Annotated in this window: 16 protein-coding genes; 1 reads left to right on the forward strand and 15 read right to left on the reverse strand. The window is 65.3% G+C overall.

What is annotated here, in order from left to right:
- Positions 1–121: 121 nt before the first annotated feature.
- From mdh to P4L93_07985, 11 genes are all read right to left on the reverse strand, one after another.
- Positions 122–1057, reverse strand: coding sequence for a malate dehydrogenase (gene mdh, locus P4L93_07935; protein MDR3686867.1), 936 nt, complete (start codon positions 1055–1057; stop codon positions 122–124).
- A 128-nt stretch (positions 1058–1185) separates the two neighbouring features.
- Positions 1186–1875: a hypothetical protein gene (locus tag P4L93_07940; protein MDR3686868.1), complete on the reverse strand. Its 690-nt coding sequence runs from the start codon at positions 1873–1875 to the stop codon at positions 1186–1188.
- An 83-nt stretch (positions 1876–1958) separates the two neighbouring features.
- Positions 1959–4502, reverse strand: coding sequence for a DNA topoisomerase I (locus P4L93_07945; GenBank protein ID MDR3686869.1), 2544 nt, complete (start codon positions 4500–4502; stop codon positions 1959–1961).
- A 181-nt stretch (positions 4503–4683) separates the two neighbouring features.
- Positions 4684–6267, reverse strand: a complete 1584-nt coding sequence (locus tag P4L93_07950) for a fused MFS/spermidine synthase (protein MDR3686870.1) — start codon at positions 6265–6267, stop codon at positions 4684–4686.
- Between the two features lie 60 nt (positions 6268–6327).
- The gene (locus P4L93_07955; protein ID MDR3686871.1) at positions 6328–6897 is read right to left on the reverse strand and encodes a hypothetical protein; all 570 of its coding nucleotides are present in this window, start codon (positions 6895–6897) and stop codon (positions 6328–6330) included.
- Positions 6898–6900: 3 nt separating this feature from the next.
- Complete coding sequence (locus tag P4L93_07960; GenBank protein MDR3686872.1) at positions 6901–7452, reverse strand: HDIG domain-containing protein; 552 nt, start codon at positions 7450–7452, stop codon at positions 6901–6903.
- Complete coding sequence (gene hypB, locus P4L93_07965) at positions 7452–8138, reverse strand: hydrogenase nickel incorporation protein HypB (protein ID MDR3686873.1); 687 nt, start codon at positions 8136–8138, stop codon at positions 7452–7454. The genes P4L93_07960 and hypB overlap by 1 nt, the downstream gene beginning before the upstream one ends.
- Before the next feature lie 2 nt (positions 8139–8140).
- Positions 8141–8548: a hydrogenase maturation nickel metallochaperone HypA gene (locus tag P4L93_07970; protein ID MDR3686874.1), complete on the reverse strand. Its 408-nt coding sequence runs from the start codon at positions 8546–8548 to the stop codon at positions 8141–8143.
- An 11-nt stretch (positions 8549–8559) separates the two neighbouring features.
- Positions 8560–9393 (reverse strand): twin-arginine translocase subunit TatC, encoded by an 834-nt coding sequence (tatC, locus tag P4L93_07975; protein MDR3686875.1) that lies wholly within the window; start codon positions 9391–9393, stop codon positions 8560–8562.
- 35 nt (positions 9394–9428) lie between these two features.
- On the reverse strand, positions 9429–9704 hold the full coding sequence (locus tag P4L93_07980; GenBank protein ID MDR3686876.1) for a twin-arginine translocase TatA/TatE family subunit: 276 nt from the start codon (positions 9702–9704) through the stop codon (positions 9429–9431).
- A gap of 90 nt (positions 9705–9794) precedes the next feature.
- Positions 9795–10130, reverse strand: a complete 336-nt coding sequence (locus P4L93_07985) for an STAS domain-containing protein (GenBank protein ID MDR3686877.1) — start codon at positions 10128–10130, stop codon at positions 9795–9797.
- 125 nt (positions 10131–10255) lie between these two features.
- Here P4L93_07985 and P4L93_07990 point away from each other — a divergent pair, with 125 nt between their 5' ends.
- Positions 10256–10606 carry an STAS domain-containing protein gene (locus P4L93_07990; GenBank protein MDR3686878.1) on the forward strand — a complete coding sequence of 117 codons (351 nt, stop codon included), beginning with the start codon at positions 10256–10258 and terminating at the stop codon, positions 10604–10606.
- A gap of 104 nt (positions 10607–10710) precedes the next feature.
- Here the strand turns inward: P4L93_07990 and P4L93_07995 are convergent, their stop codons facing one another.
- From P4L93_07995 to P4L93_08010, 4 genes are all read right to left on the reverse strand, one after another.
- The gene (locus P4L93_07995) at positions 10711–11397 is read right to left on the reverse strand and encodes a tetratricopeptide repeat protein (protein MDR3686879.1); all 687 of its coding nucleotides are present in this window, start codon (positions 11395–11397) and stop codon (positions 10711–10713) included.
- 95 nt (positions 11398–11492) lie between these two features.
- The gene (locus tag P4L93_08000) at positions 11493–11879 is read right to left on the reverse strand and encodes a hypothetical protein (GenBank protein MDR3686880.1); all 387 of its coding nucleotides are present in this window, start codon (positions 11877–11879) and stop codon (positions 11493–11495) included.
- A 164-nt stretch (positions 11880–12043) separates the two neighbouring features.
- Positions 12044–13390 carry an amidohydrolase family protein gene (locus P4L93_08005; protein MDR3686881.1) on the reverse strand — a complete coding sequence of 449 codons (1347 nt, stop codon included), beginning with the start codon at positions 13388–13390 and terminating at the stop codon, positions 12044–12046.
- 204 nt (positions 13391–13594) lie between these two features.
- Positions 13595–13705: class I SAM-dependent methyltransferase (locus P4L93_08010; GenBank protein ID MDR3686882.1), on the reverse strand; the 111-nt coding region annotated here is incomplete at its 5' end.

Below are 13705 nucleotides of genomic sequence, written 5' to 3' on the forward strand. Positions count from 1 at the left end.
GCCGAGCCCTCGCTTTGCAGCGCGGCCTCAAGCGCCGCCAGGAAGTCAGGTCGCAGGGAGTCGGCCGCCTGCGGAATCGCAGCGCGGACGGCCTCGGCGATGCTCGCCGATGAGAGCAACGCTATCCGCGCAGTCCGAGCGAGTCGATCGCTTCGGAGATGGTGGCGGCAGATGCCCTCACGGCCTGAAGCTCGTCGTCATCCAGCGGAAGCTCCTCGACGCCGAGCACGCCCTTGGCGCCGAGCACCGCCGGCACACTCATGTAGGTGTCCTTGATGCCGTACTTGCCGTTGAGGTAGACGCACGCCGGCAGGACCTCCCCGCTGTCGTTGACCAGCGCGTGGACCATCCGAGCGATGCACGCGCCCGGCGCGTAGTACGCCGAGCCGGTCTTGAGTAGTGAGACGACCTCCGCACCGCCACTGACGGTTCGCGCGACAAGTGCGTCGACCTCCTCGGGGGAAAGCGACATGCTGATCGACTGGTGCCCTACGAAGGTGAAGCGAGGAAGCGGCACCATGGCATCGCCATGAGCGCCAACGACCAGGGCCACGACATCGTCGATCTCGGCACCGGTGTGCTCGGCGACCGCGAAGGCGAAACGTGCCGAGTCGAGCAGACCACCCATGCCCAAGACGCGAGTCGCGGGCAGGCCAGAAACCTGCCAGGCGAGGTAGGTCATGACGTCGAGCGGGTTGGTGACGAGCAGGAAGACCGCGTCGGGCGATGCCGCGACCGCCGACTTCATGACACTTTCGACGATGGCGCGGTTGGCCGCGAGCAGGTCATCGCGGCTCATGCCGGGCTTGCGCGGCAGGCCTGCAGTCACGACCACGACGTCGGAGCCAGCCGTGACGGCGTAGTCGTTGGTGCCGAGAATGCTGGGGCCGAACATCTCGACCGAACGCATGTGCATCATGTCGAGCGCCTTGCCCTGGGGCAAACCCTCGGCGACGTCGATCAGCACGACGTCGGCCATGTCGTGCGTGAGGATCAGCTGCGCAGCGGTCGCGCCGACCTGACCCGCGCCGACGATGGTGACCTTCGGATACGACATGCGACCCCATTCCTTGAGCGACTGGTCAGAGCCGAAACGGCGCGATCGAATGCGCCGCAAAGCCAACGCAGATTCTAACACGCAGTCTCGCGCGCAAAACGCGTCTCGGCGGGCCTTTGCTGGGGTTGCTAGTTCAGGTCGGCTGGGTAGTCGACGCCCGGCTTTTCGCCGTGATGCTGCGCGAGCCGTCCCGACAGAATCGTGGGTATCTCCGGCAGCAACTCGCGCGGCTCGGGTTGTGCGATAGGCAGTTCGACCTCGAACACGAGCGTCTGGTCGTCCTCCCCTATCGCTTCGGCGACCACCTCTCCGAGCTGCACGATCGCACTACCGCCATGGCCGGGGTCCCCGGGCTCGGCCCCAGAACTGTCGACAAGGACGATCAAACCGGCGAGCGAGGAGGAAAGCCCAAGCGCCAACTCGAGCACCGCCTCGGCCTGCATGTCGTTCTCGGAGTGCGGGCACAGAATCGCGACCGCGGGCTTCTTGCCCGAGGCGGTGAGTATCTCCTGGTAGTCGAGGCACGCGTCGCCGACGAACAGCGCGGTCTGCCCGAGCAACGGGAGCATCGCAATGTGCATGCCGTCGGGGACGGCGGCCGGGTTGAGGTAGACGACCTTCTCACCCTGCGCCTCGCCGATCGCCTCGAAGATCTTGCCGACCGGATCGCCATCGGAGACGTCGGCCAGTACCGGGGCGGGCGAGAACACTACAACCTCCGCTCCCATGTCGGTGGCGTCCGCCGCGGCGTTGGCCAGTGCGACCGCGTCGGCTTGATCGTCGCCGAGCAGTTTGTGCTGGATGACTGCGATGTTCACGGGGATGCTCCTCAGCTTCGGGTGTCCGGCCCTATCGGTAGTGCGAGTATTCCCCGGCGCGCGGCCGGGGGTTCAAGCCGTCGCTAGCCCGCCGACGCCTTGGGGGCACGCTTGGCCGCTGCGCTACGTCCGCGAGCGGCCGGCTTCTTGGCTGCGGCCTCGGCCTTCTCGGCCTTGGCGGGGCAGTTGGGATCGACGCAAATCTTCCACGGACCGCGGCCCGTGTTGACCACGACCATCGGCGCTGCGCACGCCGGGCACTCCTCGCCCGTCGCCGTCAGCTCGCCGCGCTGCGGGAGCGGATAGCTGGTCTCGCACTCGTCGTAGTTGGTGCAGCGCACGAAGCGCTTCAGCGTCCGCGCCGAGCGCCGGACCGTGAGCTGCTGGCCCGGCTTGCCGGCCGCCGCGCACTTCTTGCACTCGCCGATGCTGATCTCAGGCTCGTGGTTGGTGGCGCACAGCGGGTCGAGGCAGACCACGCGCGGCTTAGTGCGGAACTGGATCACCTTGACCTGCGGCGTGCCGCAGACCGGGCACAGCTCGTCGACGGCCTCGATCTTGCCCTGCAGCAGCGGATAGGTGACGTCGCACTCCGGCCATCCCGAGCAGCCCACGAACTGGCCGCGCGTCTTTGCCGAGGACTTGATGAGCAGATCGTGGCCGGACTTGGGGCACTGCCCCACCTTCGCGTCGTCGGCACCGGCCGCCTTGAGCGCCTCGCCCACGTCGACGGCCGCCGGGATAAGGTCGGCCATGACCTTGGCCAGCAGCTCGCGCGAGTGCTCCACGACCTGCGTGCGCGTCGAGCGGCCGTTGGCGATATCGTCCATCTCGGCTTCGAGCTCGCTCGTCATGTCCGGCGTAGTTATGCGGGGCGCGAACGCCGAGAGCGCGTCGATGACCGCACGGCCGAGCGACGTGGGCTCAAGCGGCTCGTTGACGACGTAGCGGACCTCGAGCAGTCGCTCGATGATCGCGTGGCGCGTGGCCTTGGTACCAAGCCCGCGCTTCTCCATCTCTTGGATGAGACGCCCTTGCGAGTACCGCGATGGCGGTTCGGTGGCCTTCTGCGTCAGCTCGGCACCCTTGAAGTCGACGATGTCGTTCTCGGCGAGCTTGGGGAGCTGCTCGTCCTTCTTCAGGCCGTACGGGTAGATCGCCCGGAAGCCCGGCGTCACCAGGATGTCGCCCTTGGCCACGAACGGCTCGCCGGCCACGTCGATGGTGACCTTCGTGCCCTCGACGACCGCCGAGTCGGACAGCGTGGCCATGAAGCGGCGCGCGATGAGGTTGTAAAGCTTCCACTCCTCGGGCTTGAGCTTGTCGGGGTCGGCCGCCGCCGTCGGGGTGATGGGCGGGTGGTCGGTCGTCTCCTTGGCGCCGCGCGTCGGGTGCAGCTTGCCGCTGTAGAGGATCTTGCCGGCCACCTCGCGGTAGACCGGGACCTCGAGCAACGAGTTGAGGATGCCGCGCAGGTCGAGCGAGTCGGGGTAGACGGTGTTGTCAACGCGCGGGTAGCTGATCAGGCCGTCCATGTAGAGCGACTCGGCGATGCGCATGGTGCGCGCCGGCGTGATGCCCTCAGACGCCGCTGCCGCCTGCAGTGCGGTCGTGTTGAACGGTGTTGGCGGCGCGACCTTGCGGCGCTTCTTCTCAGCGGCCGAGACGGTGCCGGAGGTCTTGCCGGCGATCGCCGTCATGACGCGCTTGGCTTCGGCCTCGTCCTTGAAGCGCTCCGTGGCGTGCCCCGCCGAGAACTCCTCGGCGGCGGCGGTCGCAAACGCGCCCTTCACGGTCCAGTAGATCTCGGGGATGAACGCCTCGCGCTCCCGCTCGCGCTCGACGATCAGCGCCAGCGTGGGGGTCTGCACGCGACCGGCCGACTTGACGTTGCCGAAGCCCGAGTACTTGGCCATGGTCAGGTAGCGCGTGAGCACTGCGCCCCACACCAGGTCGATGTCCTGGCGCGACTCGCCGGCCTGCGCGAGGCACTCATCCACGCTGACGAGCTCGGCAAACGCGCGCTCGACCTCGTCCTTCGTGATTGCCGAGAACCGCGCGCGGGTGATGGGCGCCTTCTTGTTCACATCGCGGGCTAGAGCAGCTGCATCGCTGCCGATAAGCTCGCCCTCGCGGTCGAAGTCGGTCGCGATCACGATCGACTCGGCCTTCTTGGCGACGTTCTTCAGCGCGCGGATCAGCTCGCGCTCGGCCGGTGTCTTGCCGATCGGCGCCCAGACGAGATAGGGCAACGACGCCAACTTCCAGGTCTTGAGGTCGACGCCGTCGACCGTGAACGGCTTCTTCTTCTTCCACGGCACCAGCGCGCCGTCGGTGTCTTTGAAGCCCGTAGCGGGCGTGGGCAGCGATGAGGGGATGGCGACCGGCGCCTTGATGGCGTCTTCTTCCCACACGGCGTCCCACTTCTTGCCGTCGAAGACGACCTGCTGGGGGAAGTCGACGCCGAGGATGTGGCCCTTCAGTCCGATGCTGAGCCAGTCCTCGCCGTCGCGGCGAAACGAGTACACGGGCGTGTTGTAGACCTTCTCGGTCTTAGGCTTGCCGACAGCAAGAATCTCCGCGAGTTTCTTCGCGGCGATGTTCTTCTCGGTGACGATGAGCTTCAACGGGCACGACCTTCCCGACTTCAGGCGATTTGCAGCCGAGTATACACAGGTGCGTCAAGGCCTATATAGAACGCGCGGCCTTACCGTGAGGTGAGCGAAGGCTAACCGACGCTCGCCGCGGAGGCGGCGCCGAGCGACAACATCGCAGCTTGAGGGGGCCGACAGCGGCGCGAAGGTGCGGCTAGTCGCCCATGACTTTGATGAGCGAATCGGTGGGCGCGTACGAGTCGGTGAGCAGCGGCACGTCTGCCTGCGGCACGACTCCGGTGTAGAGGTCGGCACCGAAGTTCTGGAAGCCAGCCACCTTGACCATCCCGCCCACGCGGCTGTGAATCCTGCGCATCAGCTCGAGCTGATCGACCGGGCTGTCGGTAGCAAGCACTACGATGTTGCGACGCTGCTCGGGCAGCCCGTCGTCGCCCAGGCCTATCGGGAAGACCCAGGTGTGGTCCCACACTGTCCCCACGGTCCGGTACATACTGCGGAAGAGTCGGCTGTTGTCTCCGCTCACCGACCCGATGAGGTTGTACGCGAGCACCCCGTTCGGGGCCATCCGCTTCTTGACCTCGTTGAAGAACTCCTGCGTGGTGAGGTGTGACGGCAGCGAGTCGGAGTAGTAGCAGTCGACGATGACGATGTCGTAGGTATCCAGCGAACTCTGCACGAACCGCCGGGCGTCTTGGTTGTAGACGCGAATGCGCTGGTCCTCGGGCAAGCCGAAGTAGCGCCGAGCGACGTCGATGACGGCCGGATCGGTCTCGACCGTGTCGATGGTCATCTGTGGGTAGTCCCGCCACCACCGCTTAGTGATTGCTCCGCCACCCAGCCCGAGAACCAGCACGCGCCGGGCGTAAGGCTTCGCGGCAAGCGCCAGATCGATGTAGTTCGGGTACTTGATGACGCTGGTGTAGCCGTCGGTCAGATCGATCGCGGTCTGGTTGCTCGCGTCGAACCGCAGGTGCCGCACCCCGTTGGCCTCGGTCACCGAGATCCGGTGGTACTGACTGTCGAAGCGGTACAGCACCGTCTCGCCCTGAGAGCTGATCGCCGAGACAGGCGTGACGTCGGCGAGTACCCATGCACCCGCGGCGCAGCCCAGGACCACGAGCACGAGCGCGGTCAAAAGCGCGCCGCGCTCCGCGCCCATGCGAGCTGTCGAGCCGTCGCCGTTCTCGGCGGCGAGCGGCTGGCCGTAGAGCCGTGGCAGAGCGAGCGCCGCGAGCGAACAGGCGAACAGCACGAAGCCCGTCGCGACGACCAACGGCTCGAGCGACAGTGCCGGAATGAGCCAGAAGGCTGTGGCGAGCGTGCCGACCACGCTGCCGCCAGTCGATATGGCGTAGAGCCCGCCTGCCGAGCGTCCGATGCGATCGAGCCCACGCGAAGCGGCCAGTCGCACGCTCAGCGGCGAGACGGTAGCAAGCAGCAGCGACGGCACGAAGAAGATGAGTCCGGCGGCCACGAGCGAGCCCAGCCGAGGACCCAGCCCCGCGGCGTGCGGCAGTATCGCCGCAGCTATCACGGGCGCGAGCACGGTGAAGACACCTGCGGCAGCGATGATCGGTGCTAGTACGCGGGAAGCGTCACGCTTGTCGGCGAGTTGACCACCAACCCAGTAGCCGAGGCTGAGCGCGATCATCACGATGGAGATGACGGAGCCCCACACGAAGATGGAGTTGCCCATCGCAGGCGCAAGGATGCGCGCCGCGACCAGCTCGAGCGCCATAAGCGCCGCCCCGCATACGAAGACGATGAGCTTGAGCATTAACCCCTCCCTATCCGGGCTAAGTCAGCTCGGGGCTGTGACGCTGTGCAGTACGCCCCGCTAGGGCTTGGCAGGCTTGATCGTCTTGTTGTGACAGTCGTTGCAGTAGGCTTGCGAGTGACAGCCGGTCTGCCCGCCGGAGCCGGAGTCCAGGCAGCTGGACTGCCCGTATCCCACGTCGTCGGTCGCATGCGCCCCGTACCACGTCGAGTTGGCAGGCGCGCGGAGGTGAGGGCCAACGGTAAGCACCACGGTCTGCGACGACGCGAGCGACCCTCCAGCCGCGGGTTCTTGGGAGATGACCGTGAATCCCAAGAATCGTCGATCCGATGGGGTCAGGTCCACTGTGACGGGGGGGATAGTGAACGCGGCTACCTTCTCCCCCTTGGGAGTCGTGCTTGCGGGGGCCGACCTCGCTGGAACGACGACCTTCACCTGCAGCTGTGCGTCGAGAAGCTCGTTGCCGGCTGTATCGGCGTCCCTGCCGACCTCGGCGGGCATCGTCGCAAGCTTTGAGGCTTGGGGCAGGCCCGCTTCGAGCTGACTCGATATCGAGGGCTGACAACCAGCCACTGCCAGCACCGCGAGCAGCGCGAGCACCGCGGCGAGCCCCTTCATCGTGCGCGGCATGGCTCACAACCCCACTTCAGCGGCACGTGCCTGCATGGCACTCAGCGCAAGCTGAAGATACTCATCGCGCTCGATGCCGAGCTTTTCGCAGCCAGCCATCTGCTCTCGGCTGGCACCCTTGGCAAACGCGCTTTCTTTCCAGCGCTTCTTGAGGCTCTTAAGCGTCACGCCGGCGAGATCTTTCTCGGGACGAACGAGAGCAGCAGCCACGATGAAGCCGGTTGTCGGATCGGCGCACCACAGAGCATCGTCCATGTCGCTCACGCGCTCGACTTTGTCTGCGTGGCCGAGGATGGCGTGGATGATGCGCTCGTCGACCAGGCCCTCGAGCGCTTCGGCGGTCAGCAGCCCATGCCGCGCCGGGTCGTCGGCCGTCTCGGCGTAGTCGAGATCGTGCAGCAGACCGGCGAGCTCCCAGCCTTCGACTTCCTCGGCGCACTTGCCCAAATGCCGAGCGAGCGCCCCCATGATGATCTCGGTGGCGACGCAGTGGTTGACCAAGTTGCGCTGCGGGATGCGCTCCTCGACGAGCGCGAACGCTTCGTCGCGGGTCATCACGCGTCCTCGCCTACCTTCTCGGCGACCGACGCCTTCAGGGCGTCGATGCGCGCGGCGAGCCACTCGGCCCACTCGTCGACGCCTTCGCCTTTGGTGGCCGCGATGCGGAAGATGGGCGCCTTCGGGTTGAGTGCACGTACCTCGGCGGTGAACTCCTCCTCGTTGAAGTCGAACACCGACATGGTGTCGACCTTGTTGAGGATGACCGCCTCCGAGATCTGGAAGATGCCCGGGTACTTGTACGGCTTGTCGTGGCCTTCGGGCACAGACAAGATCATTACCTTGGCGTTCTCGCCCAGGTAAAAGTCGGTCGGGCAGACCAGGTTGCCTACGTTTTCGATGATGACGAGGTCGAGTTCGGCAAGCGGCAGGGCAGCAAGCGCACGCTTGATCATGTCGCTTTCGAGGTGGCACGCCCCACCGGTGTTGATCTGGACGGCGGGGATGCCGTGCGCCTTGACCTTCTCGGCATCGACCTTGCTCGCGATGTCGCCCTCGATAACTGCGATCCGATAGCGGTCGCGAAGCGCGGCGATGGTGGCAAGAATCGTCGAGGTCTTGCCGGCGCCCGGCGAGGCCATCAGGTCGAGCACGAAGACGCCGTGCTTGTCGAGTTCGGTGCGGTTCTCGGCAGCCAAGCGCTCATTCATGTCCAGGATCGGCTTGGACAGATCGATCTCCACGGTCACACCTCCGGGTTATCGGTGGGCAGGAGCCAGTCGGCAGGCTTTGCCGTGGGCTCCGGACAGGTTCCGTCTTCATCGGGCGTCTCGATGCTGTCGATACGCATCTCCCGACCGGTCAGCGGCGTGACGTTGAACGCGCCACACTCGGGGCACAGCATCTCGAAACGATCGTGCGTGTAGTCCAGACCGCACTCGTTGCAGTGCGAAGTCGCCGGGATGTGCGCGACCGCGAGGGTCGCGCCTTCTGCCATCGTGCCAGGCGTCAGCGCTTCGAACGCGAACTGCAGCGCGAACTCCTGGATCTCGGTCAGCTCGCCGATGCTGATGCGGATCTCGCAGATCTTCTCGGCGCCGGCGTCGCGGGCGGCGTCGAAGGAGGCCGCGAGGATGCCGTTGGTGATGCCCATCTCGTGCATCCTCAGGCCGCCCGAGCCGCGTCGACCGCTTGTTCCTTGATCTTGTTCGAGAACGCCACGCGAGAGAGCGCCATCGTCCCCTCGTAGAGCACCACCACCGCAATGAACAACGCGCCGATAGTGATCGGGCTCCAGTCCGGCGTCGCGAGTGAGGCGAACGCAACCAGGCCAAGGTAAACGTAGCGCCAGTTGGCGCGCAGCATCTGGTACTTCACGAGGCCGGTACCGATCAGGAAGAACAGCAGCACCGGCAGCTCGAACGTGATTCCAAACGCCAGCATCATGATCATTACGCCGCCGAGGAAGCTCGATGCGACCGGCAGAACGCCGAGCGTGACTTCCTTGACCGGGGTCGCCGGACCGAGGCCGAACCACGCGTGCAGCAACACCGGCAGGTCGATGCCCCCGCCCGTGGTCTGTGCCATGAGCCATGCGAACGACGGCGGGAGTACGACGTAGTGGCAGAAGAGGTTGCCGGTAATGAACAGCACCAGGATGGCGAGGAACGTCGGCATGAAGAACTTGCGCTCCTTCTCCTTGAGAGCCGGGAGGAAGAACGCGAGCAGCTGGTAGAGCCAGATGGGGCTGGTCAGCACGATTGCGGCGTACGAGGCGATCTTGAAGCGGAACAGGAACGCCTCGAACGGACCAGTGACGAAGACCTTCTGCCCCGGCAGGAACGGTGCGATGGGAGCAAACAACCAGGACAGGATATTGGCGGTGAAGGGGTAGGCGGCAATAGAACCCACGCCTACGGTCACGGCGATGACGAGAATGCGCTGTCGCAGCTCGGCCAGGTGGCTGAGGAACGGCATCTTCTGTGGGCTGATGGGCATGGGCGTCGGAGTGATGGGCTGCCGAGCGGCGCCTTCTACTCCTCCTCCTCCTCATCCTCGTCGTTTTCGTACAGCGTCGAGGCGACCGTCGAACCGATCGGAGGCGTCGTCGTGCCCGCACTCGAGGAACCGGGGTTCTCGGCGGTGAACATGTCGGCCTTGATCATGCGCTCCATGTCGTCTTTCGCGGCATTGAACATGCGCATCATCTTGCCGACGGTGCGCGCGATCTCGGGCATCTTGTCCGGCCCGATGAGAATCAGACCCGCGACAAGAATGATGATGAGTTTGAACCCGGTGATTCCGAACACAGCCCTACCCTTTCCAGACGCACACACAGGAGTAGCAGCACGCAATCGCCGTGCCGCTCTGCTCGGCGGTGCCGGCCGCCGGGACTAGCCCTAGAACTCGGCGGCCTCCGCGGCGTCGGAGAAGATGGGGAACACCTTGTCGAGCCCGGTGATCCTGAAGATCTTGAGAATGCTCTCGCGGGTACAGACGATCCGAACGGCACCGTCCTTCTCGCGGGCCCGCCGAAGCGCGCTCACGAGAACCCCGAGGCCCGAGCTGTCGATGAAAGCGACCTTCTCCAGGTCGACGATCACGTGCGTGCATCCACCTTGGATGAGCGCAACCAGCTCCTCCTTGAGACCTGGCGCGGTGTAGACGTCAACCTCGCCTTCGAGAACGACCGTGCACACGTTGCCGTCTTGCTGCGTGCGAATGTCGAGTTCCATGCTTCGCGGTGCTCCTCAGAGACGTTCGGGCGATGCTTGTGGATTGTACCGCCCCAACCCCGCTGCACCAAGAGCCGCACGAGTGGGTACGAATCCACTAGCTCGCAGCACACGGAAGGACCCTCATGTCGCTCACCATCAATCTCGACCAAGAGCCAGCGTTTTGGAAGCTGACGCTCGCTGGCGATCTGGACTATGGCGAGTGTGCGACGTTCCGGATGAACATCGACCGGATACTCAAGAGCTCGCCACCTGCGGCGATTGTCGACCTGTCGGGTGTCGAGTATCTCGACAGCTCGGGACTCGGCCTTCTGCTTTCGCTCTCGAAGGAGTATGCGAGCACTGGAGGCAAGCTGGTTTTGGTCACCAACGAGACGGTCGACAACATCTTGTCGCTCACGCGCCTCAACGGCATCTTCGCCACAGCGCCACACCTCGATCAAGCGCTGCAGATGGTCGAGACACCGGCAGTCTGACATCCCGCCGCCGAGGACCGCGCAGCGTCGCGCAGCAACAAACGGGCGCCCCCAAGGGGCGCCCGTCGTCGTTTCTGATGTGGGTTGATGTGGGTTTAGCTCGCCTAGGGCGTCTTGGTCGCAGGCGCCGAGGCCCCCAGCGCCTTGAGACGGCTGGTGACGTAGGCCACTGGCTTGCCCTTGGGGTCGAGCACCAGGTACTTCTGATACGCGAAGACCGCCTGCTCGGAGTTCCCGGTCGAGTCGTAGAACAGGCCGAGGTTGAGCCACGCCGGCGGGAAATCGGGCTGCTTCACCGTCACCGCGCGCACGAGCTTGATCGCCGCCGTAGCGTCGTTGCTGTAGAACGTGGCGACCGAGCGGTCGGTCTGCACCGAGGGATCGAACGCCTTGTTCAACGTGGCGGCCTTGTCGTACGCGGCGCGAGCCTGAGCCCACACGTCGACCGCAGCAGACATCGCCGCAGTCGTGATCTGGCTCTGGCCGCTCGTCGGCGTCGAGAGCTGCTGGGCCCAGTCGAAGTAGGCGTTGGCGACCTTGACCTGCGCCGTGTAGCTCGTCGGCTGGCTTGCCGCTAGCGACTTGAGGGCATCCACAGTAGCCTGACCCTGCTGGTTGATTGTCGCGACCGGATCGACCGTCGAGGTGGCGGTCGTCGACGTGTTCGAGCTCTGGAACAGCTCGAAGATACCGGCGATGCCGCCAGCCATGAACACGCTGATGAAAGCGACGATCAAGACGATGATGAAGGTCTTCATCCAGACCGAAGTACGCGCTTTGTTGAGCGCCACGTCGGAGCTCCCTCCCTGCCGAGCAGTGCGAAGACACGGGCCCCGCGCCAGACGCTAGATGCGACCGGCAACCGAACCCACGGATTCGAAGCTGACTACTTGGTTGCGGTTGCGGTGGTGCTGGAACCTGAGCCCGTGATGGCCGGATGTCCGGCGGGCAGCTGGCCACCGTTCAACTGGTCCTGCGTCAGCGCCGGAGCGGACGTGCTCGGCGCAATTGCGGTGCTTGAAGCCGACGGGCTGATCGCCGTGCCGATGAACAGACCAATGACGATACCCAGGAGCAGCGCGATGACGGCGAAGAGGATCGCCATGGTCGTGGTCACGCTCTGAGCGCTAGAGACCGCTGGCGCGGGCGCGGGACGCGACCCGCTCTTGGCAGCCGGGCGAGAGGACGACGCGGTGCCGGCCTTCTTGGGCTTGTTGTCCGACTTCGCAGCCGGCTTCTCGTCGTCGTCAAAGAAGAAATCTTGGTCACTCACGTGCGATCCTCCTGGTTTGTCTGGGGCGAAAAAGCCGCCCCGTGCCTGCCTGAACCCCGCGTAGTATAGCACGCAGGTTGGGCACGTCTGGGCGCGTTCACAGCACGAAATCAGCAACTACCCAGCCAAACGCGGGAAGCCGATACACACGCTGGAGCCGCCGGCTACACTCGCAACTTCATCCGCATCTCCTCGGCACGCGCAAAGATGCGGTCGCGGTCCATCGAGTGCCAAGTCCGGTCCTCGTACAGGAACTTGCCGGCTACCATCGTGGCGAGCACGTTCTCCTGATTCGCGGTGTGCACGAGCGTGCTATACGGGTAGTGCGTCGGAATCTGATGAGACTTCGAGAGGTCGACGGCGATGATGTCGGCCTGCTTGCCCGGCTCAAGCGAGCCGAGGCGATCGTCGAGGCCCAAGACGCGCGCGGCGTCCAGTGTTGCCATCTTCACGAACTGCCGAGCGCTCATGAACCGGTCCTCGCCGAGCACTGCGCGCTGCACGAGCAGACCGATCCGCATCTCCTCGAAGACGTCCATCGAGTTGGAGGCGGCCGGCGAATCCGTCCCTAGCCCCACGCGAATCCCCGCGCGCAGGAACTGCTCGATGGGCGCCACGCCCATGGCCAGCTTGGCCTCGCAGCGCGGGCAGTGGGCGATCGAGACGTCTTTCTCGGCGAGTATGTCGATGTCGTCTTTGCCGACCTGCGTGCAGTGGACGGCCATGATGTGGGGGACATCGAACAGGCCCCACTGCAAGACGTAGCGCACGGGGCTGACACCGGTGGGCAGCCAGGCGGGAGCCTCAGAGTCGTAGCTCTCGCGCACGTCGGTGGCGAGCATGGAGGAGCCGTACTTCACGAACTGGAACTCTTCAACGCTACCGGCAAGGTGAATCGCGACCATCGTGCCATCCATCGCATACTCCGACACGCGCTGGAAGAGCTCGGGATGGCAGGAGTACGGCGCGTGCGGGGCGATGCCGATGGTGACTCGGCTGGAATCCGAGGTCTCGCGCCACGCGGCGATGTCCTCGGAGGCGCGTCGCATGACCTCCGGCACCGCCTTCTTGTCCATCGTGGCGACTTCGCGGTAGATGATCGCGCGCAGCCCCGAGGCCTGCGCGGCCATACCCGACGAGCCGGTCTCGGTGATGTCGGCGACCGTCGTGATGCCCGACTGTAGCGACTCCAACGCGCCGAGGCACGCCGAGTCGTCCCAATCCTGGCTGGAGAACAGCCGCTCCTTTTGCATGAGCTGAAGCTTCCACTCCGAGTACGGCAGGTCGTCGACCAGACCGCGCATCGCCGTGTACTCGAGGTGTGTGTGCAGGTCGATGAAGCCCGGCATCAGCGCTGCGAGTCCGAAGTCACGAACCGGCTCGTCGGGATGCAGCGCCTGGAGGTGCTTCAGGTCGCCGATCTCGACGATCTTGTCGTCCTTGATCAGCACGGCGCCGTACTCGATGTGGGGCGTAGCGATCGGCAGCACGTAGCGGGCTGTGAGCAGCATGTGCGGTCCTTAGGGATCAAGCGGCATAGGGACTGTGGGAATGATACCGCAGCCAAGCTCGCACAGTAGCGCGGCGTGGCGTCGTGGACCGTGCCGCTGAGGCGAACACTCCGCAGCCGTGTTCGTCGGCGTAGCCGATGGACACTGCGAGGACGTTCGCCGTGCGGCGCGGGCCGCGGCGTCACGCCGTGCGGGCAGTCGGGGCTACTTGACTGCGGTGTGGAGCGCCACGATGCCGCCGGTCATGTCGCTCCAGGACACCGTCTTGAAGCCCGCTGCCTTCAGCTCTGCCGCAAGCGCCGGTTGCGTGGGGAA

Source organism: Coriobacteriia bacterium (assembly GCA_031292615.1).
In the GTDB taxonomy this organism is placed as follows: domain Bacteria; phylum Actinomycetota; class Coriobacteriia; order Anaerosomatales; family JAAXUF01; genus JARLGT01.